This is a genomic window from Paraburkholderia sp. WS6 (assembly GCF_030464835.1).
Lineage (GTDB): Bacteria > Pseudomonadota > Gammaproteobacteria > Burkholderiales > Burkholderiaceae > Paraburkholderia > Paraburkholderia madseniana.
Window position 1 is genome coordinate 1 of sequence record NZ_JALQCK010000078.1, and the last position, 18,141, is coordinate 18,141.

Annotated in this window: 21 protein-coding genes and 1 tRNA gene; 8 read left to right on the forward strand and 14 right to left on the reverse strand. The window is 61.7% G+C overall.

What is annotated here, in order from left to right; translation table 11 throughout:
• Positions 1–108: 108 nt before the first annotated feature.
• Together M0D64_RS43525 and M0D64_RS43530 are read right to left on the reverse strand one after the other, a co-directional pair.
• Positions 109–531 carry a hypothetical protein gene (locus M0D64_RS43525; RefSeq protein ID WP_054034577.1) on the reverse strand — a complete coding sequence of 141 codons (423 nt, stop codon included), beginning with the start codon at positions 529–531 and terminating at the stop codon, positions 109–111.
• Between the two features lie 192 nt (positions 532–723).
• Positions 724–1,683, reverse strand: a complete 960-nt coding sequence (locus M0D64_RS43530) for a LysR family transcriptional regulator (RefSeq protein ID WP_266262145.1) — start codon at positions 1,681–1,683, stop codon at positions 724–726.
• Positions 1,684–1,885: 202 nt separating this feature from the next.
• Here M0D64_RS43530 and M0D64_RS43535 point away from each other — a divergent pair, with 202 nt between their 5' ends.
• Entirely contained in the window at positions 1,886–3,298 is a 1,413-nt protein-coding gene (locus M0D64_RS43535) for a M20 family metallopeptidase (protein WP_266262146.1), read from the forward strand.
• A gap of 72 nt (positions 3,299–3,370) precedes the next feature.
• Positions 3,371–4,654: an MFS transporter gene (locus M0D64_RS43540; protein WP_266262147.1), complete on the forward strand. Its 1,284-nt coding sequence runs from the start codon at positions 3,371–3,373 to the stop codon at positions 4,652–4,654.
• Positions 4,655–4,729: 75 nt separating this feature from the next.
• Here the strand turns inward: M0D64_RS43540 and M0D64_RS43545 are convergent, their stop codons facing one another.
• Complete coding sequence (locus tag M0D64_RS43545; protein ID WP_266262148.1) at positions 4,730–5,782, reverse strand: NADP(H)-dependent aldo-keto reductase; 1,053 nt, start codon at positions 5,780–5,782, stop codon at positions 4,730–4,732.
• 137 nt (positions 5,783–5,919) lie between these two features.
• Here M0D64_RS43545 and M0D64_RS43550 point away from each other — a divergent pair, with 137 nt between their 5' ends.
• Positions 5,920–6,132 (forward strand): DUF3820 family protein, encoded by a 213-nt coding sequence (locus M0D64_RS43550; protein WP_006048800.1) that lies wholly within the window; start codon positions 5,920–5,922, stop codon positions 6,130–6,132.
• On the opposite strand, the gene M0D64_RS43555 is transcribed toward M0D64_RS43550, so the two are convergent.
• The 3 genes from M0D64_RS43555 to M0D64_RS43565 all read right to left on the reverse strand — a co-directional run bounded on the left by M0D64_RS43555 (position 6,118) and on the right by M0D64_RS43565 (position 9,049).
• Positions 6,118–6,777: a trimeric intracellular cation channel family protein gene (locus M0D64_RS43555; RefSeq protein WP_154567508.1), complete on the reverse strand. Its 660-nt coding sequence runs from the start codon at positions 6,775–6,777 to the stop codon at positions 6,118–6,120. The two genes, M0D64_RS43550 and M0D64_RS43555, sit on opposite strands and share 15 nt — an antisense overlap.
• Before the next feature lie 107 nt (positions 6,778–6,884).
• Positions 6,885–7,460 carry an adenylyl-sulfate kinase gene (cysC, locus tag M0D64_RS43560; RefSeq protein ID WP_168436022.1) on the reverse strand — a complete coding sequence of 192 codons (576 nt, stop codon included), beginning with the start codon at positions 7,458–7,460 and terminating at the stop codon, positions 6,885–6,887.
• Complete coding sequence (locus tag M0D64_RS43565; RefSeq protein ID WP_266262149.1) at positions 7,457–9,049, reverse strand: sulfotransferase; 1,593 nt, start codon at positions 9,047–9,049, stop codon at positions 7,457–7,459. Before M0D64_RS43565 ends, cysC begins: the two co-directional genes overlap by 4 nt.
• A 350-nt stretch (positions 9,050–9,399) precedes the next feature.
• Between M0D64_RS43565 and M0D64_RS43570 the strand changes: the two genes are divergently transcribed.
• The 3 genes from M0D64_RS43570 (at position 9,400) to M0D64_RS43580 (ending at position 11,058) form a co-directional block, all read left to right on the forward strand.
• Positions 9,400–9,765, forward strand: a complete 366-nt coding sequence (locus tag M0D64_RS43570; protein WP_266262150.1) for a hypothetical protein — start codon at positions 9,400–9,402, stop codon at positions 9,763–9,765.
• 113 nt (positions 9,766–9,878) lie between these two features.
• On the forward strand, positions 9,879–10,880 hold the full coding sequence (gene dusA, locus M0D64_RS43575; protein ID WP_266262151.1) for a tRNA dihydrouridine(20/20a) synthase DusA: 1,002 nt from the start codon (positions 9,879–9,881) through the stop codon (positions 10,878–10,880).
• 102 nt (positions 10,881–10,982) lie between these two features.
• Positions 10,983–11,058 (forward strand) — tRNA-His (locus M0D64_RS43580).
• A 168-nt stretch (positions 11,059–11,226) separates the two neighbouring features.
• On the opposite strand, the gene M0D64_RS43585 is transcribed toward M0D64_RS43580, so the two are convergent.
• Both M0D64_RS43585 and M0D64_RS43590 read right to left on the reverse strand, forming a co-directional pair.
• Positions 11,227–11,646 carry a type II toxin-antitoxin system HicB family antitoxin gene (locus M0D64_RS43585; RefSeq protein WP_054034585.1) on the reverse strand — a complete coding sequence of 140 codons (420 nt, stop codon included), beginning with the start codon at positions 11,644–11,646 and terminating at the stop codon, positions 11,227–11,229.
• 77 nt (positions 11,647–11,723) lie between these two features.
• Positions 11,724–11,909, reverse strand: coding sequence for a type II toxin-antitoxin system HicA family toxin (locus tag M0D64_RS43590; protein ID WP_054034691.1), 186 nt, complete (start codon positions 11,907–11,909; stop codon positions 11,724–11,726).
• A 512-nt stretch (positions 11,910–12,421) separates the two neighbouring features.
• Here M0D64_RS43590 and M0D64_RS43595 point away from each other — a divergent pair.
• A complete protein-coding gene (locus tag M0D64_RS43595) occupies positions 12,422–12,691 on the forward strand; it encodes a hypothetical protein (RefSeq protein ID WP_120291432.1) in 270 nt (89 codons plus the stop codon).
• 263 nt (positions 12,692–12,954) lie between these two features.
• On the opposite strand, the gene M0D64_RS43600 is transcribed toward M0D64_RS43595, so the two are convergent.
• From M0D64_RS43600 to ssuD, 6 genes are all read right to left on the reverse strand, one after another.
• Positions 12,955–13,197 (reverse strand): DUF6566 family protein, encoded by a 243-nt coding sequence (locus M0D64_RS43600; protein WP_154561321.1) that lies wholly within the window; start codon positions 13,195–13,197, stop codon positions 12,955–12,957.
• Between the two features lie 107 nt (positions 13,198–13,304).
• Positions 13,305–13,502 (reverse strand): hypothetical protein, encoded by a 198-nt coding sequence (locus M0D64_RS43605; RefSeq protein ID WP_054034588.1) that lies wholly within the window; start codon positions 13,500–13,502, stop codon positions 13,305–13,307.
• Between the two features lie 222 nt (positions 13,503–13,724).
• Positions 13,725–13,940: a molybdopterin-binding protein gene (locus tag M0D64_RS43610; protein WP_011488137.1), complete on the reverse strand. Its 216-nt coding sequence runs from the start codon at positions 13,938–13,940 to the stop codon at positions 13,725–13,727.
• 47 nt (positions 13,941–13,987) lie between these two features.
• Positions 13,988–14,989: an ATP-binding cassette domain-containing protein gene (locus tag M0D64_RS43615; RefSeq protein WP_266262152.1), complete on the reverse strand. Its 1,002-nt coding sequence runs from the start codon at positions 14,987–14,989 to the stop codon at positions 13,988–13,990.
• The gene (gene ssuC, locus M0D64_RS43620; RefSeq protein WP_266262153.1) at positions 14,986–15,843 is read right to left on the reverse strand and encodes an aliphatic sulfonate ABC transporter permease SsuC; all 858 of its coding nucleotides are present in this window, start codon (positions 15,841–15,843) and stop codon (positions 14,986–14,988) included. Before ssuC ends, M0D64_RS43615 begins: the two co-directional genes overlap by 4 nt.
• A gap of 56 nt (positions 15,844–15,899) precedes the next feature.
• Positions 15,900–17,060, reverse strand: a complete 1,161-nt coding sequence (gene ssuD, locus M0D64_RS43625; protein ID WP_266262154.1) for an FMNH2-dependent alkanesulfonate monooxygenase — start codon at positions 17,058–17,060, stop codon at positions 15,900–15,902.
• A 521-nt stretch (positions 17,061–17,581) separates the two neighbouring features.
• On the opposite strand from ssuD, the gene M0D64_RS43630 reads away from it, so the two are divergent.
• A complete protein-coding gene (locus tag M0D64_RS43630) occupies positions 17,582–18,007 on the forward strand; it encodes a hypothetical protein (protein WP_097392287.1) in 426 nt (141 codons plus the stop codon).
• Positions 18,008–18,141 lie beyond the last annotated feature (134 nt).

Genomic DNA, 18,141 nt, shown 5'->3' on the forward strand with positions numbered 1-18,141 from the left:
GTGCCGCCCCGCACAGGGGCAACGCTAATAGACCACTAACAATGCAAGGAAAGGCCAACGCCCTAAGAACACGGACAAACAAGCGCCGCGCAGGCAAAAAAACCAACCTCAATCCTCATCATCCGTCCAGGGAATATCCACATCAGAAATAAAAGCCACCGTTGCAAACGGCCCCCCATCCTGACGCCCGATCTTCCCGTCGGCGCGCTGCCATTCAACCCTGAACACCGTCGCCGGATCATCGGCAATCAACCGCACCGTCCGAACCTCATCCGGGTCCTGCTCCTCGACAGGACCATCAAGCGAAACCTGCAGTTCCTGCGGCCACAGCCCATCAGTCGGATCGTAAATCTTGTCGCCATCCGGGATCAGCGTGAATGCCTCCACGCCAATCGTCGCCGATGCCTCGACGATCATCTTGCCCAACGCACGCAGCAACGCCGTCGCCCGTGCCGAGTTGGCCTGGCGAATTGCAAGATCCCCGCGCGTCAGCGCCTGCTCAAGTTTTGGGTTTGTTTTTTGTTGCGCCATTCGATGTCCTGAGTCCTATCGCTCTGTTGTGGACGGCACGCCCATTCATCGCGCACCGTGCTCCATTTTTCGGGCTGAATCCTACCACTGGTATGGGCCACAGCACCGCCAGCCGTGCAGTAGAGGCTGACCAGCCCGCCCCGTCCCCACAGTTTAGGTCGTGATTCGACGTCCGGCAGGGAGATTTGCCTTTCAACGCGCCTCGCCGCGCTTTCGAGCCGGCTTCGGCACTGCAGCATTGGTAGGCTTGGCGCCGCCGATTTCTGCGATCAGGTGGTCGCGGAACGCCTTCACCGACGGCGGCAACTCCCGTCCGGCCATCGTCTGCACCTGGATGCTGCGCTGGCGCATCTGCGGATGCGTCAGCGGCATCGCGACGAAGCCGTCGGCGGCGTAACGGTCGCGCACCGACAGCAGCCCCGTGAACATGATCGCCCCGGACTTCTGCGCGTAACGGTACATCGCGCCGCTATTGTTGCAGGTGAGATCGGGCTCGAGCAGCACGCCTTCAAGCGCGCAAGTGATGTCGATCAATTGCCGGATCGTGGTGCCGGGCTCCGGCAGCACCAGTGGATAGCGCTGCAGGTCGGCGAGCGACACCTTCGCGCGCCCAGCCAGCGGATGATCGGCGCGCAGCAGCGCCAGCACCGGCGCCCGCTCGGTGTGTTCGACCTTGACGCCCTTTTCCGGCGCGAGGCTGAACGTCAGCGCGAGATCGGCGTCGCCATCACGTACCCGGCGGGTGGCCTCGCCCGGCGGCATCACGGAGAGCGTGAAGTCGATCCCGGGATAGTGGCTGCGGAACGCCGCCATCGCGCTGGGCAGGAAATCCGCAGCGAAGCCCTCCGAACTGGCGACCTTGATCATGCTGCCGTGCAAGGCCTCGAGGCCGCCGATCTCCTTCATCACGTGCTCCGCCTCGAGCAGGCTGCGCTGCGCGTAGGCGAGCAGACGCTCGCCCGCCTCGGAGAGCGACATGCCGCGCGGCCGCCGTTCGAACAGCGCGACGCCGAGGTCGCTTTCGAGCCGCGCGATCTGCCGGCTGATCGCCGACACGGCCACATGCAGCCGCGCGGACGCGTCGCTAATCGAACCGGTGCGCGCCACTTCAACGAAATAGCGCAATGCGATGCCGTGTAATGAAAGTGCCATGAGCGATGCCTTTTGCAAGCGGAAGCGGCCGTGTGTCAGTGTATCGAGCTTTGCCTTTTCGGCAACACAAGCTTCGAAAGACGATCATTGTGACAAAAATAACGGCCTCCTAGAATCGTTTCGAAGTTGATGGCCGCGAACCAGACGTGCCACGCACGGCGCCGCGTCGCCGCCATCCCCGCACCCCGCATCGGAGACAAACATGAGCCGCAATCAGGCCATCGAACACGCAACGCATCATTTCGAATCAGGCGCCTTCCTCGAGAACCTCAACCGGCGCGTCGGATTTCGCACGGAGAGTCAGGAAAACGATCGCGCGGCTACGTTGCTTTCGTATCTGACCGACGAGATCGCGCCCGAAGTCGAAGGTCTTGGCTTCAGCACACGCATCGTCGATAACCCCGCGGAAGGATTCGGGCCGTTCCTGCTCGCCAATCGTCACGAAGACGACCGTCTGCCCACCGTACTGATCTACGGCCACGGCGACGTCGTGCGCGGCTACGACAGTCAATGGCGTGCGCCGCTGACGCCGTGGGCCGTGACAATCGAAGGCGAACGCTGGTATGGCCGCGGCACCGCCGACAACAAGGGCCAACACACCATCAACCTCGCCGCGCTAGCTAGCGTGCTGGCCGCGCGCGACGGCAAGCTCGGCTTCAACGCAAAACTGCTGATCGAGATGGGCGAGGAAACCGGCTCGCCGGGGCTCGACGCGATTTGCCACACACACAAACAGGAACTGGCCGCGGACGTGCTGATCGCCTCCGATGGTCCGCGCCTCGCCGCGCGCCGCCCCACCGTCTTCCTCGGTTCGCGCGGCTCGGTGAACTTCAAGCTCTCGCTGAATCTGCGCGACGGCGCGCATCACTCAGGCAACTGGGGCGGTCTGCTGCGCAACCCGGCCACCGTGCTGGCGAACGCACTTGCAAGCCTCGTAGATGCGCGTGGCGTAATCGCTGTCGACGGCTTGCGTCCGCCGCCGATTCCGGAAGCGGTGCGTCGCGCGTTGGCGGATATCACGGTAGGCGGCGGTCCCGGCGATCCTGCCGTCGACGATAACTGGGGCGAGCCCGGTCTCACGGCGCCAGAACGTGTGTTCGGCTGGAACAGCTTCGAAGTACTGGCTTTCAAGGCGGGCAATCCCGAGAACCCGGTCAATGCCATCCCGGCGTCAGCCTTCGCGCATTGCCAGTTGCGCTTCGTGGTCGGCACCGACTGGGAAAACCTTGAGCAGCATCTGCGCGCGCATCTGGACACGCATGGCTTTTCGCTCGTCGAGATCAACGTCGAGCGCGGTGCACCGGCAACACGTCTGAATCCCGACGACCCGTGGGTCACGTGGGCCATCGCCTCACTCGAACAGACCACCGGCAAGAAAACGGCAGTACTGCCGAATCTCGGCGGCACGCTGCCCAACGAAGTGTTCGCCGACACGCTCGGTCTGCCGACCATCTGGGTGCCGCATTCGTACCCGGCCTGCTCCCAGCACGCGCCGAACGAGCATCTGCTCGGACCGGTGGTGCGCGAGGGTTTGCAGATCATGGCGGGGCTCTTCTGGGATCTCGGCGAGAACTCGCCGCACTCAACCCCGACGACATCAAAAGCCGCGGCCTGAGCGATCGACGCAGTACGCCTGCCGCAGACCCGCAGTTAACTGTTAGCCGCATCCGCCACGAGGCACGCCACGATGAGCACGTCCACCTTGCAAGCCAGCGCCGCGCGGCCGTCCGCCGCAAAGGTCCATCGCATCATTCTCGCGGCGTCGATCGGCAATGCGCTCGAATGGTTCGACCTCGTCGTCTATGGATTTTTCGCGGTGACGATCGCGAAGCTGTTCTTCCCTGCCAGCACCGAAGCGATTTCGTTGATGCTCACGCTCGGCACCTTCGGCATCTCGTACATGATCCGGCCGCTCGGCGGACTCGTGCTCGGTTCACTCGCGGATCGTGCGGGACGTAAGGTGTCGCTGCTGCTGTCGATCGGCTTGATGATGATCGGCACGTTGACGATCGCCGTGATGCCGCCGTATGCCGTGATCGGTTTGTGGGCGCCGGCCGGCATCATGCTGTCGCGGCTCGTTCAGGGCTTCTCGGCGGGCGGCGAGTTCGGCGCTTCCACCGCGTTTCTGGTCGAGCATGCACCCGAGCGGCGCGGCTTCATGGGTAGCTGGCAGTTCGCCAGCCAGGGCCTCTCGACGCTGCTCGCCTCCGGCTTCGGCGCGTTGCTGACGAGCCAGCTCACGTCGGCGCAACTCGAATCGTGGGGCTGGCGTATTCCGTTTCTGTTCGGCCTCGCGATCGGCCCGGTCGGCTTCTATATTCGCCGTTACGTGGACGAAGGCGCCGAGTTCAACACGGAGCCGAAAACCCGGACGCCGCTGCGCGATCTGTTCGGCACGCAGAAGGTCCGCATGCTGCTCGCGGTCGGCTCGCTGGTCATTTCGACCGCGGCCAACTACATGATCCTGTACATGCCGACCTATGCAATCAAGCAACTGCATCTGCCCGCTTCGACCGGCTTCTCGGCGACGCTCGCAACGGGAATCGTGCTGACGGTGCTGACGCCGTTCGCCGGCCACCTGTCCGATAGCATGGGACGCATCCGCATCATGGCAGTCGCCGCGACGTTGATGCTGCTGACGGTCTATCCGGCCTTCGTGTATATGAATGCGCATCCGTCGTTCGCCACGATGCTGCTGGCGTTGATCTGGATCGGCGTATTGAAGGCGACGTACTTCGGCGCACTGCCCGCGCTGATGTCGGAGATTTTCCCGACGCAGACACGCGCGACCGGTCTCGCGGTCAGCTACAACATCGGCGTGACGGTGTTCGGCGGCTTTGCGCCCTTCGTGATCACCTGGCTGATCGACGCGAGCGGCAATAAACTTGCGCCCGGCTTCTATCTGATGTTCTGCGCGGTGGTGAGTTTGCTGGCGCTCAATGCGCTGCGCTCGAAATTGAAGATTCGCTGAGCGAGCCTGGGCGACGTTGATTGAGTTCGAGGCAAGCAAGGCGGATCAACTCGCCTTGCCGCCCCGGCAGCTACCTCAAGGCGCCGGATTCGGCTGCAACTCATGCAGCTTATCAATCTCCGCGAGCACTTCCGGCGAGAGTTTCACCTCCGCGCTGGCGATGTTTTCCTTCAACTGATCGAGCGACGTGGCGCCGATCAGATTGCTCGTCAGGAACGGCCGGCTATTGACGAAGGCCAGCGCGAACTGCGCGGGCGACAAACCGTGACGCTTCGCCAGTTCCACATACCGCGTGGTTGCCTGAATCGCTTGCGGCTTGCTGTAGCGTTGAAAGCGCTCGAACAGCGTGATGCGGGCACCATCCGGACGCGCGCCGCCTTCATACTTACCCGACAACCAGCCGAAGGCCAGCGGCGAATACGCAAGCAGACCAATGTTGTCGCGATGCGCATACTCGGACAGACCCACTTCGTACGTGCGGTTCAACAGGCTATACGGATTCTGGATACTGACGATGTGCGGCAAGCCGAGCTTTTCCGCCGCGCGCAGAAACTGCGCGACACCCCAGGGCGTTTCGTTCGACACGCCGATATGGCGAATCTTGCCCGCCTTGACGAATTCAGCGAGCACCGACAGCGTTTCTTCGATCGGCACCGTATACGCGTCATCGACCCACGGATAGGCGGGACGGCCGAACGTCATCGTGCTGCGATCCGGCCAGTGCAACTGATACAGATCGACGTAGTCCGTTTGCAGACGCTTCAGGCTATCGTTGAGCGCTTCGGTTAGGTTCTTGCGGTCGAACTGGTTGCCCTCCCCGCGAATATGACGCGGGTTGTGCGGTTGACGCGCCGGGCCGGCGATTTTGGTGGCCAGCACGATCTTCTCGCGCGCGCTGCGATGTTGCGCGATCCACGTGCCGATATAGCGCTCGGTCGAGCCTTGCGTCTCGGGACGGGGCGGCACCGGGTACATTTCCGCGGCGTCGATCAGATTGACACCATGATCGAGCGCGTAATCGATCTGCGCGTGCGCTTCCTGCTCGGTATTCTGCTCGCCCCACGTCATGGTGCCGAGACCGATCAGGCTAACCTTCACATCCGAGTCGCCGAGTCTGCGGTATTCCATCGAACCTGTCCTGTTGTGTGTAAAGGGAAAGCGCTGACGTTACCATGCCGGCGCGATGCCTGCAGCGCAGCTAAAATGCTGCTTCAGCGGGCGCTCACACCACCTCGCTCAATGAACTTTCCGTCGACCCCTCTGCGATGAATCCCGAACACCTCGAACTCCTGGTCACGCGCGTGATGCCGTACGGAAAATACAAAGGCCGGCTGATCGCGGACCTGCCCGGCCACTATCTGAACTGGTTTGCGAGCCAGGGCTTTCCGCCGGGGGAAATCGGCCGTCTGTTGGCGTTGATGCACGAGATCGATCACAACGGTTTGTCGTCGCTGATCGAGCCGTTACGCAAGCGCTGAGAGCGACGCCTTCGGCAGATGCCAGCCATAGGTGACGGCCAGCACGCGCAAGACGAAGCACACCGCACCGCCTGCTAAAGCCGCGACGCCCGGCGGCCAGCCGGCACGCCGCGCAACCACCACAATGAATGCGCCAGCGAAAGCAGCCGTCGCATAGATATCGGCATGCAGCACCAGCGGCACGCGCGCCATCAGCACATCGCGGATCACCCCGCCGCCCACACCGGTGATGGTGCCCATCAGCATCGCGATAAACGGACGGATCCCGAACAACAACGCTTTCTCGACGCCCGCAACGGCGAACAGCGCGAGACCGGCGGCGTCAAGCACGGTAATCAGCGCGACAGGAAACTGCTGCGCTGTCGAATGGAAAATGAACGTGAGCAGACCGGTGACGAACGTCAACGCCGGATAACGCCAGTCGCGTATCGCGTTAGGCGGTGAATCGCCGATCAACAGATCGCGGATCACCCCACCGCCGAGCGCCGCGACAAACGAGATCACCATCACACCCAGCAGATCGAGACCGCCGCGCATCGCGCTCACCGCGCCCTCGATTGCGAAAACAACCGTGCCGGCCAGATCGGCCGCGAGAACGAGCGTTTCGACGTTCGGCTTTATTTTTCGTATCGACAATGTCGGCATCGACGCATCACCCCTTCTGTCCACAAGTAGGCGAAAAGGTATAGCGAAATGCGCCGCGCCGGGTGGAAAATTTGCGCGGCCGAATACAGGCACACGCCTCGCGGCGACTATTTCGCGAGACGAGGTCTGCCGAGCCCGCTTTCTTCCCTCGACAGGCAACCCATGGCGCTCAGATGCATAAGCAGGCGGCCTATGGCCTCTTCGATCGACACGCGATCGGTTTCGATCATGACATCGGGGTCGAGCGGCACATCGTACGGCCCCGAAACACCCGTGAAATTGGGTATTTCACCGCGCCGCGCACGCACGTAGAGGCCTTTGACATCACGCGCTTCGCACACCGTCAGCGGCGCATTCACGAACACTTCGACGAAACCGGCGCCGACGATCTCGCGAGCCATGCGCCGATGTTCATGCTCGGGCGAGATCACCGCGGCAATCGCGATGAAGCCCTGTTGCATGAACAACGCCGCGACGTGCGCGATCCGCCGCAGATTTTCGGCGCGATCCTCGGGCGTGAAGCCGAGGCCCGCGGTCAGGCCGCGCCGCAGCACGTCGCCGTCGAGCACGATCGAGGCATGTCCGGCTTCTTTCAGACGCTGATGCAACGCCTCGGCTACGGTCGATTTACCGGCGCCGGACAAACCGGTCATCCAGATGACGGCTCCACGCGTTGCGCTCACGATTTCCGCTCCATCCCGTTGGCCGCTGCCCCGGCATCTGCCCGAGGCGCCCGCTCGCGCCCGCTGACGCTGCCAGCGGGCGCCAACTCCGGTCCCAGACCGTCGAACAAGGGTTGCAGCAACGCCTGCTGCGGCTGCCAGCGCTGCAGCGATGTCTTGTAGAGCGGACGGCGCACCTGTGCCGCGCTTGCCGTGTTCACCTGCCGCGTGGTCTGGTGAAACGCCAGACAGCGCTCATCCCAGTCGAGTCCGCAATGCGCGAGCAGGCGTCGGACATTCCCTTCGAAATCTTCAATCAGCTCTTCGTATTTCACTTCGATCATCGTGCCCTCGGGTAACACGCGTTGCCAATGGACCATCAACGCGTCGTACGCGCGATAGTACCGGCCCAGTTCACCGAGATCGTAGCTGAACGGCACGTCATGAAAAATTCGCGCAAAAATCGACAGACAACTTTGCAACGGCGAGCGGCTGCTATGAATGAAGCGCGCATTCGGCAACGCCAGATGAATCAGCCCGACGTTGATGAAATTGAATGGGTATTTGTCGGTGAAACGTGCGTAGCCTGGCGTTGCGTTTTGCATTTCCGGCAGCGACGTCCGTATGCGGTGCAAATAGTCGGCGCCGAGCGTGCGCAATTGCGCGGGGCCGATGCCCTGCAAGGCTTCGATATCGATGCGCAAGGGATCGTCGAGATCGCGGCCGATGCAGTTAACCAGCGCCGCGCCGAACTCCGTGCGTTCCCCCGCGCCGAAAACCTGCGGATGACTCGCGAGAATCTGTTCGATCAGTGTCGAACCGGAGCGTGGCATGCCAACGATAAAGATTGGTGCGTCCGACGCATCGCCCAGACCATGCTTGGCCGCCAGCACGTCTGAAGTCAGGAGCTCAGGCAAATGCGCGAACAGGCCGAGCGACGCGGCTTCGTCATAGCGCACGCCGGCACGGTGCAGCGCATTGCCCTTCAGGAAGTGATCGAACGACGCATCGTTGCGGCCCACATCGGACAGCGCCTGACCATACGCGAAATGAATCTCCGCCTGATTGGCGGGTGTCAGCGAGGCGGCATCGCCGACGAGTTGCTCGAGCGCGGCGAACACCGGATCGTCGGCGCAAAGGCGCTTGGACTGCACGAAGTTGCGGTAGTACAGCGGCATCTGCGGAGCGGCCTCGATCGCGTGGCGATAGGCTTCGTGAGACTCGTCGAAACGACCGAGTGCCTGCAGGCAGTTGCCCATGTTGTTGTATGAGCCGTCGGCTTTTGGATTCAGCCGGACTGCTTCGCGATACGCGTCTACCGCCTGCTCGAGTCGATGCATCTGTTCGAGCGACCAGCCGAGGCCATGACGCAAATCGGTGTTCCGCGAATCGAGCCCGATCCCTTCGTGATAGCGGACAACGGCTTCGGGAAAACGGCTCAGCGCGGCGAGCGTCGCGGCGAGACGCTCAAGGGCGACGGCGTCGACAGGATCGTGTGCGCGCGCTGTTTCGAAACATTGGAGTGCGGCCTGGAGGTCGCCGCGAGCGGCACAGGCGTCGCCTTCGGCGCACCATGCCGATGCGGTCGCAGGCTGTGTATCGTGCTTCATTGACGACCAGGTTTTTGCAGGCTTTGCATCAGGCGGCCCGGCAAAGTGGGATGCGTTCTTCTTCGTCCAGCGTCGGCACCAGTATGGGTCTGGATTCAAAAGGAAATTGTCTGACGGGAAAGTATCAGGCGCGCCCTACAGTTACGTTGCGAAAATTTAACCAACTGTTACAGCGCGATGAATCCGTCATAGTTTGGAAGGCTGGCGTAACGGGCGGCCGCTATGGCGTTGGGTTGCGGTGCAGGCGTAACGGAAGCCGGGTGGTAAATCCGGGCCGTAATTTGCGGACACAAATCCTGCTGAACTCCCGGGTGCGCCGTTTTTCTCATTCACATACGAGGGAGAAAATCGTGAGCAGGCTCATTGCATCAATCGCGATGTTGGTCGTGGCGGGAAGTCTCGCCGGGTGCGTGGTCGCGCCAGGATACGACTATGCCTACGCGCAGCCCTATTACCCCGGCTACGGATATGCCTATGGACCGGTGTATGGACCGGCTTACGGCACGGTGGACATCTGGGGCGGTTGGGGTGGGCCGTGCTGTTACTACCATGGAGGTGGCGGGTACTGGCACGGCGGCGGGTGGCATGGCGGAGGTTGGCATGGCGGAGGTTGGCACGGAGGAGGCGGCGGCTGGCATGGCGGCGGCGGTGGCTCCCACGGAGGCGGCGGGGGTAGTTCGTGGAGCAGCGGCGGCAATGGGGGGCATGGGCATTGATGCGGCGGCTGCCGGCTGACCTGCTCTCCGGCGCTGCCGGGTCTCCAGCCCAAACGGGAAGTTTCATGCCTTGCGGTAAAATCGGGTTTTGATTGATGCCGTCCGGCCGCCCCATGTCTTCAGCTCAAACTCCCAGTCCGCGCCGTGTTTCCGTCGCGCCGATGATGGACTGGACCGATCGCCACTGCCGCTCGCTGCATCGCGTGATATCGCGTCATACGTGGCTTTACACCGAAATGGTCACCACCGGCGCGCTACTGCACGGCGATGTGCCGCGCCATCTGGCGTTTACGCCCGAAGAAGCGCCAGTCGCGTTGCAACTAGGCGGCAGTGAGCCTGACGACCTTGCGCGCTCGGCTAAGCTCGGTGAGCAATGGGGCTATGACGAGATCAATCTGAACTGCGGCTGCCCGTCCGAGCGCGTACAGCGCGGCGCGTTCGGGGCCTGCCTGATGAACGAGCCGCAACTTGTCGCCGACTGCGTGAAGGCGATGCGCGATGCGGTCTCCGTGCCGGTCACGGTCAAGCACCGGATTGGCGTCGATGAGGTCGAGGAGTATGGCTTTGTGCGCGACTTCGTTGGCACGATCGCGGATGCTGGATGCAACGTATTCGTCGTGCACGCACGCAATGCAATTCTCAAGGGCTTGAGCCCGAAAGAGAACCGCGAGATTCCGCCGCTCAAGTACGACTACGCGTATCAGCTTAAGCGCGACTTCCCGCATCTGGAGATCATCATCAATGGTGGTATCAAGACGCTTGATGAGGTGGAAACGCATCTTCAGCATATCGATGGCGTGATGCTTGGGCGCGAGGCGTATCACAACCCTTATGTGCTGGCCGACGTCGATGCGCGCTTCTATGGCTCGACCGATACGCCGCTCACGCGCGAGCAGGTCGAGGCGAAGCTGATCGAATATTGCGCGGCTGAAATGGCACGCGGCACGTACCTTGGTTCAATCACGCGTCATGCACTCGGCCTCTACCGCGGTGAGGCAGGTGCACGTGGATGGCGTCGCGTGTTGTCCGATAGCAAGCGTCTGGCGGCGCGCGATCTGACCATCTTCGACGAGGCAAGACAGCATCTGCGTGAGCCCGTCGAAATTTTTGAATAAAGGACTAGGCAAACGGGATTCTTGTTCGTATAATCTCGTTTCTTCATCGACGAGCCAAGTTTCTCAGCAATGAGTTGCTAGCAAGTCAAGCAGATGTCAGTGGTGGCTGTAGCTCAGTTGGTAGAGTCCAGGATTGTGATTCCTGTTGTCGTGGGTTCGAGCCCCATCAGCCACCCCAAAGAATTCAAGCAGTAAAAAGTTTGACCAAACGGCGTTGTGAGAAATCACAACGCCGTTTTTGTTTTGGCCTCGCGATTTATCACATCACGAAGCGCCCTCTGTCGGGCCGACTTCCCAATTAAAAATCTCGTCGACGCGACGGTTTCAATTGGGAAAGAGGAGCGGATCAAACCAGCCGCACTTCCAGACGCCTGCCAAGAACGGCAAATGCAGACTCAACCATCTCGATCTTCGATGAATGACGGAAATTCAAAAGGCGATCGACCTGCACCTGGTTGACCTTCAATCGACGCGCCAACTCCGCCTTCCGCACGTTCTGCTGCAGCATTTCGTTTGCAAGCAGGACCTTCGAGGTCACGAGAGCAGGAAGCGTTACGACTCGCTGGCCACGCTTTGCCTTCGACGGCAAAGGAATGAACCGCTTTTCCGAAAAGTAGATCTCAAGTGCGGCCTCCAGTGCGTCGAGGGCTTGCACATCGGCATCATCTTCGTTCTCTCCAACGGTGATCGCTTCAGGCACGTCCGGAAACGTGACGAGGAGCGTGCCATTAGAATCCGGCGTCAGCTCGATGGGGTACGACAACATTACGGTTCTCCAGTGGGACTGCTTCAAGAAAAACACAAAGCCCGCGAGTATCGGGAGAGGCCGTCAGCCTCTCCTGCTCATTTGATACCAAGCTGCCTCTTGATCGCCGCGACGAGATGGGTACCCATTTCCTTGGCGCCGTGATCGGGGAAGATGGTTGTCTTGCCGTTGAGCGTGACCCGGTAGTGACTTGAGCCGCTCCTGTGCTTTTCGAAAGTCGCACCTTGTTTCTTCAGCCACTTCCTAAACTCGCTGTACTTCATGTTCCTCCTCTTGTTGAGCAAGACGAGGAATAATACAACACAAATGTTGTATCAAAAAACTAAAAAACACAACATGTAAGTTGTACTTTTTGGGACGTAAACCGCGCACGAAAGCGGACATTGCGTCTGGGCAACGGCTGCAAGCGGTATCGGCGCGCGCTATGGCCATAATGCAGCGGCGCGATACGAATTAGCGCACTTAATGTCCGGTCGGCCGGCATCCAAGCTTCGAATCCAGGCACGACACGCCAGCAAACACCACCGATAACCAACCCTCCCAACCCGGTCTTTGATCGCCAAAATCGCTTGACAGACGGGGGCAGACCACCGCTGACGCCTGTCGCATAACCCTCCGACCGATTATTTCAATACCGAGAATAGTAATTTCAGATTATCGGTACAAATTTTCAATAGTAGGGGTATACACTGCCCTCCATCGACGTTGCAGACACACCTCACCGGCCCCTGCGACGCCTTCCTGAAATGAAATCGAAACTTATCGGAGTCACACCATGAAGACCAAGCTCATCGCCGCCCTGTTGGTTGCTGTTTCTGCCTCGATCGCCGCTCCCGCATTCGCTAGCGGCTACGGCCCGGCACCGTTCTACCGTCCGTCGGTCGGCGCACCGGCTTCGCAACAAGGCCAGAGCGCACAAACCGTCGCGGCCGAACGCGCTAATGCCGAGTCGAACGCATACGGTGGCGTGAACAACGTGTCGTCGCAATCGGGTACGCGTGCACCGGCTTCGTCGGGCCCGCAATCGGTTTTCTTCGGCCACTAATCTGTCGCCGTTGAAGGTTGCCGTTCACAAGACGGCAGCCGAACTGGGCGCCGCGAATGCAATGCATGCCGGCGCCCAGTTCCGTTTACACGACGGCCGCGACCGCGGCGTCAAGCCCCTGCCACTGGCTCATCACGCCCCACGCATATCCTTGTTCGGCGATTCGCAAAAACGAATCCGGTTACCGAACGGATCGACCGTCTCCAGCAAGTCGAAAGATCGTCAGCTTAATTGAATGCGCTCGCCGGCTCGCGCGCTTGTGGCTACGTGGTGAGGCCAGCATCGATCGTTTCCCGCGCCGCCTTGAAGCCCGCCAGGGCCGCGGCATGCTCAGTGGACCATAGCGTGTCAATATGCACGAGCCGCCAGTCGACCACCACCGCGTCGTTGCGCAACACCCGAAAATGCGCTTTGACACCGGTGAGCACCTGTTCGACCGCGACTTCAATCTCGTAGTCCTGATAGCGCTCCTGGTAGTCGCCCATGTCGAGGCCTTTCGGCTCCATGATCGCCTCCTTGGTGTCTTGCGTGCCCTTGAATGTCGGCGGCCGCGCCTTTCCACCGGGCCGTCGTTGCGGCTCGGAGCATGCACCGGCCCGCCCTCGCCTGACGATCAGTCGCAATCGCCAGAAAGGTACTGCCGGCCGCTACAGGTGATTTCGACTTCGCCGCCGCTTGCTTCGGCGGCGAGCCCGTTCGTCAGCAACTCCGCCGTGACGGATTGCTCAAACTTCGGCATGGGCTGTCCGACGCCGACATCGTTCAAGCGCCGCAACGCTTCAACCGCTTCCGGACTTAATGACTTCGACATGGCCGTCTCCGTCGTGGTGCTCAATTCATCGTAGCAAGTTTTGCGGGGGCACGCAGGGGCGCGTTGAGGCATGCGGGTTGCGTGGTGCCGTACGAATGCGTGGCGGCAACAAACCGGCAAGTGGTATCGGAAAGGAGGATGAGATCAAGCGAAGCGGCGCCAACGCAAAATAGCGTCGGCGCGCGTGACGGTGCGAGCAATGCGAATAGTGCAGTCGCGCGCTTACAGACGCGCGATCGACACCTCCGTCGACTTCACCAGCGCAACCACTTCCGAGCCGACCTTCAGGTCGAGTTCGTCGACCGAACGTGTGGTGATCACCGAGGTGACGATACCGAACGGCGTGTCCACATCGACCTCGGACACCACCGGCCCGCGGATGATTTCCTTGACCTTGCCTTTGAACTGATTGCGTACGTTGATTGCGGAAATGCTCATGTCGAGTGACTCCAGAAAAGCGATTGAAAACAGTCAGTCAAGGGATGTCAGACGGCCCAGCGGACGTCTGTCGGCCGCGTGAGGCGGCCCTCGGCACGTGCGTCGTAAGCGCGGTTGGACAGCGCGTCGTCGTTCGGCGCCGTCTTCAGTACGCGTTGCAACACATGTTCTTCCAGCGCGGCAAAACCGGCCGACGCACGCGCCCGCGGGCGCGCCAGCGGCACCGGCTGATCGAGCGCGATGCGCCCTTCTTCGATCAGCAGAATCCGGTCGCCGAGCGCGACGGCCTCATGCACGTCATGCGTCACCAGCAGCGCGGTAAATTGATGTTCGCGCCACAGCCGTTCGATCAGCGCGTGCATTTCGATGCGCGTCAACGCGTCGAGCGCGCCGAGCGGTTCGTCCAGCAGCAGCAATTGCGGCCGATGCACCAGCGCCCGCGCCAGTGCCACACGCTGACGCTGACCGCCGGAGAGCTGCGCGGGCCAGTCGTTGGCGCGCTCCAGCAAGCCGACTTCGTCGAGCACGGCACGCGCGTCTTCACGGGCGCTGCGGCCGAGGCCGAGCATCACGTTTTGCAGCACGCTCTTCCAGGGCAGAAGCCGCGCGTCCTGGAACATGATGCGCGTGTCGAGTGGCTGGCCGTCTTCGGCGCGCTTTTCGAGCACGCCCGAGGTGGCCTTCTCCAGACCCGCCACCAGGCGCAGCAAAGTCGATTTCCCGCAGCCGCTGCGGCCGACGATCGCCACGAAACTGCCGCGCTCGATCGACAGATCAAAATCGGACAGCACCGTGCGCTCGCCGTACTGCTTGCCGACGCCGCGCAATTCGACCGAAAAATCGCCAGAGCGGCGTGCGTCGTTGCGCGCCGATGCACCGGTCGCCGAAGGCACGACGCCCACGCGCCGGCGATCGTGCGCCGAATCCGCACGGTCGAAGCCGGCAGCCTCATCCGCGTCATGATCGACAGTGCGCGGTTGCGCCAGTTCGGCTTCGAGATCGCTGCCCGCGATGCCGCCGAACGAGGTCGACAATGTCGTTGCGCTCATGTTTTCGCTCCTCGTTGATAGGCAGGATGCCAACGCAGCGATACACGCTCGAGACTCTTGGCCAGCACGTCGGCAAGTTTGCCGAGTGCCGCGTACAGCAGGATGCCCACTACCACCACATCGGTTTGCAGGAATTCGCGTGCGTTCATCGTCATGTAGCCGATGCCCGACTGCGCGGAAATGGTTTCAGCGACGATCAGCGTGACCCACATCAGCCCGAACGCGAACCGCACGCCGACCAGAATCGACGGCAACGCCCCCGGCAAAATCACATGCCGGTACAGCGAAAAACCCTTCACGCCATAACTGCGCGCCATCTCGATCAGGTTGGCATCCACCGAACGGATACCGTGAAACGTGTTCACATAGACCGGGAAAAACACACCCAGTGCGACGAGAAACACCTTCGCCTCTTCCTCGATACCGAACCACAGGATCACCAGCGGGATCATCGCCAGCGCGGGAATGTTGCGGACCATCTGCACAGTCGAATCGAGCGCGATTTCAGCGGGTTTGAAGAGACCCGTGGCAAGGCCGAGCACGAGTCCGATGCCGCCGCCGATCGTAAAGCCCGACACCGCGCGCCACGTGCTGACCTTCACGTCCGCCCACATTTCGCCGGACTGGATCAGCGACCACGCGGCCTTCACGACCGCGAGCGGTTCGGGCAGCACACGCGTCGAGAGAATGCCGCTGCGCGCGGCGAATTCCCACGCCAGCAGAATCGCCAGCGGCACGAGCCACGGCGCGAGAGGCGCGCCGATGCGGCGCAATGCGCCGACGAGGCCCGCGCCGAAAGCCGCGCCCGAGCCTTCGTGTGTGCTTCGTTCCTCACTCACAGTGGATTGAGCCATGATGATTGTCCTCGTTGCTTATCGATGGGCGTCATTGCCGAACCGGGCGCAAGCGCTCAGCTCGAACTTGCCGCCTTCGGCAGATAGTTGTTGCCGACGATCTCGCCGAACGGCCCCGACAGCGGACCGCCCGCGACCTTGCTTTGATGGCCCGGCAGCAACGGGAACACCAATTCGGCGAAGCGATACGACTCTTCGAGATGCGGATAGCCGGACAGGATGAACGTGTCGATACCGAGCGCCGCGTACTCGTTCATCAGCGCGGCCACCTGCTCGGGATTGCCGACCAGCGCCGTCCCAGCACCACCGCGCACGAGACCGACGCCCGCCCACAGATGCGGATACACCTCGAGTTCCGCGCGTCCACCGCGCTTGCCGCCGTGCAACGCGGCCATGCGGCGCTGTCCTTCGGAATCCATCTTCGAGAACGAAGCCTGCGCACGGGAAATGGTTTCGTCGTCGAGCTTGCTGATCAGCTTGTCGGCGGCGGCCCATGCTTCTTCTTCGGTTTCGCGCACGATGACATGCAGGCGAATGCCGAACTTGATCTTGCGGCCACGCGCTTCGGCGCGGGCGCGAATGTCGGCGATCTTCTTCGCCACGGCCGCGGGCGGTTCGCCCCACGTCAGATACGTGTCGATGTGATCGCCCGCGATGTCGTGCGCAGCCGCCGACGAACCGCCGAACCACAGCGGCGGATGCGGGTTCTGCACCGGCGGATACAGCGCCTTGCCGCCCTTCGAGATCAGATGCTTGCCGTTGAAATCGATCGCGTCGTTGGTATGTGCGGCAGTCAGCAACTTGCGCCAGATATGCAGGAATTCGTCGGTGATTTCATAGCGCGTGTCGTGATCGACGAACACGCCATCGCCTTCCAGTTCAGCCGAATCGCCGCCGGTCACGACGTTGATCAAGAGACGCCCATTCGACAGACGGTCGAAGGTCGCAGCCATGCGCGCCGCCAGACCCGGCGATGAGATGCCCGGACGGATCGCCACCAGAAACTTCAGACGTTTGGTCGCGGCGATCAGGCTCGACGCGACGACCCATGCGTCTTCGCACGAACGGCCGGTCGGCAGCAGCACGCCCTCGTAGCCGAGCGTATCGGCGGCGACGGCGATCTGCTGGAAGTAGTCGTAATCCGCTGCGCGTGCGCCTTGGGACGTACCGAGATAGCGGCTGTCGCCGTGAGTCGGAATGAACCAGAACACATTCATTTGCTGCTCCTGCTTGTTCGAAACTGGATTGAATGGAAACGGTGCGTCGAGTGAAAGTGCACACGCCGGCCGCGCGCCGCTGGTCGCGCACATCCATCCGGTACGAAAGCCGGAGATGCAAGCGCAAAAAGGAACGGAAAAACTGCGGCGAGGCGCGGACTAGTTCCGACAGCGCATCCGCAAGCGCGTGTGTGCCATGGAGCGGCTGAAGATCGGCATCAGGCAGGACATCGCGACGGCTTCCCTCGACCAGACGTGCGCGTGATGCGCTCGATTAAATGGGCGACGGCGGCAAACACCGTCTGCATGGAGAAACAGTCTATGGATCGGGGCCCAGCTTTTGAACGATTTTTTTTAGCTTAGGTTTTCCACTTTCGTGATTAGCCCGACGTTAAAGCATACGGATGTTGCGCCTTACGTACGCTGGAAGCGGGGCCCCCCTATATATAATGGCGCCACGTTTCCAATAATCCGGTGCAGGCCGCGTGAACCACGCCGCCTGATCTCTCGCGGTGCAATGCATGCAAAAACTCATCCTGCCGTTCGTCGCCGGTTTTCTGGCTTCCCTGTTCTTTCATGAATCGACTCTGGCGCTGCTGCACGCAGCCGGTCTGATCGACCCTACCGGTTTTTCAACCGCGCCGTTTTTGCCGCTCGGGCTGCCGGAGTTTATTGCGAACGCGATCTGGAGCGCATTCTGGGCTGTGCTGATGGCGTGGCTGTTGCGCGTTGCGCCGGGACGCCGCGCGCCGTGGGTGCCCGCCTTCGTGTTCGGCGGCCTTGCGTTGACGGCGGCGAGCGTGTTTGTGGTCGATCCGTTGCGCGGCATCTGGCCGAGCGGCAACATGCTGCCGCGCCTCGCGGTGGGTTTCGCGGCGAACGCGATGTGGGGCTGGGGCGCGCTGGTGTTCATGCGCGCATTCATGGCGAGCGAAGACGAAGACTGAGCGTCTTCCTGGTGTCTGCTCGTCTGGTCATGCCGAGGCAAAGCCCGGCATAACCCTGCTTTGATTGCTTTAACGTAGCTAGTCGGTCCTGAATATCTCGGAGGGGCGCGTGCAACGGAGCTTTGAGGCCGAAA

What these genes read in the sequence shown, in the direction of transcription:
- M0D64_RS43555 (WP_154567508.1), bottom strand. Translation starts at nt 6,777, where the DNA reads ATGCCGACATTGTCGATACGAAAAATAAAGCCGAACGTCGAAACGCTC.
- M0D64_RS43540 (WP_266262147.1), top strand. Translation starts at nt 3,371, where the DNA reads ATGAGCACGTCCACCTTGCAAGCCAGCGCCGCGCGGCCGTCCGCCGCA.
- ssuD (WP_266262154.1), bottom strand. Translation starts at nt 17,060, where the DNA reads ATGAATGTGTTCTGGTTCATTCCGACTCACGGCGACAGCCGCTATCTC.
- M0D64_RS43565 (WP_266262149.1), bottom strand. Translation starts at nt 9,049, where the DNA reads ATGAAGCACGATACACAGCCTGCGACCGCATCGGCATGGTGCGCCGAA.
- M0D64_RS43525 (WP_054034577.1), bottom strand. Translation starts at nt 531, where the DNA reads ATGGCGCAACAAAAAACAAACCCAAAACTTGAGCAGGCGCTGACGCGC.
- M0D64_RS43615 (WP_266262152.1), bottom strand. Translation starts at nt 14,989, where the DNA reads ATGAGCGCAACGACATTGTCGACCTCGTTCGGCGGCATCGCGGGCAGC.
- M0D64_RS43605 (WP_054034588.1), bottom strand. Translation starts at nt 13,502, where the DNA reads ATGTCGAAGTCATTAAGTCCGGAAGCGGTTGAAGCGTTGCGGCGCTTG.
- M0D64_RS43530 (WP_266262145.1), bottom strand. Translation starts at nt 1,683, where the DNA reads ATGGCACTTTCATTACACGGCATCGCATTGCGCTATTTCGTTGAAGTG.
- M0D64_RS43585 (WP_054034585.1), bottom strand. Translation starts at nt 11,646, where the DNA reads ATGTTGTCGTACCCCATCGAGCTGACGCCGGATTCTAATGGCACGCTC.
- M0D64_RS43600 (WP_154561321.1), bottom strand. Translation starts at nt 13,197, where the DNA reads ATGGAGCCGAAAGGCCTCGACATGGGCGACTACCAGGAGCGCTATCAG.
- M0D64_RS43595 (WP_120291432.1), top strand. Translation starts at nt 12,422, where the DNA reads ATGAAGACCAAGCTCATCGCCGCCCTGTTGGTTGCTGTTTCTGCCTCG.
- ssuC (WP_266262153.1), bottom strand. Translation starts at nt 15,843, where the DNA reads ATGGCTCAATCCACTGTGAGTGAGGAACGAAGCACACACGAAGGCTCG.
- M0D64_RS43545 (WP_266262148.1), bottom strand. Translation starts at nt 5,782, where the DNA reads ATGGAATACCGCAGACTCGGCGACTCGGATGTGAAGGTTAGCCTGATC.
- M0D64_RS43590 (WP_054034691.1), bottom strand. Translation starts at nt 11,909, where the DNA reads ATGAAGTACAGCGAGTTTAGGAAGTGGCTGAAGAAACAAGGTGCGACT.
- M0D64_RS43630 (WP_097392287.1), top strand. Translation starts at nt 17,582, where the DNA reads ATGCAAAAACTCATCCTGCCGTTCGTCGCCGGTTTTCTGGCTTCCCTG.
- M0D64_RS43535 (WP_266262146.1), top strand. Translation starts at nt 1,886, where the DNA reads ATGAGCCGCAATCAGGCCATCGAACACGCAACGCATCATTTCGAATCA.
- M0D64_RS43550 (WP_006048800.1), top strand. Translation starts at nt 5,920, where the DNA reads ATGAATCCCGAACACCTCGAACTCCTGGTCACGCGCGTGATGCCGTAC.
- dusA (WP_266262151.1), top strand. Translation starts at nt 9,879, where the DNA reads ATGTCTTCAGCTCAAACTCCCAGTCCGCGCCGTGTTTCCGTCGCGCCG.
- M0D64_RS43610 (WP_011488137.1), bottom strand. Translation starts at nt 13,940, where the DNA reads ATGAGCATTTCCGCAATCAACGTACGCAATCAGTTCAAAGGCAAGGTC.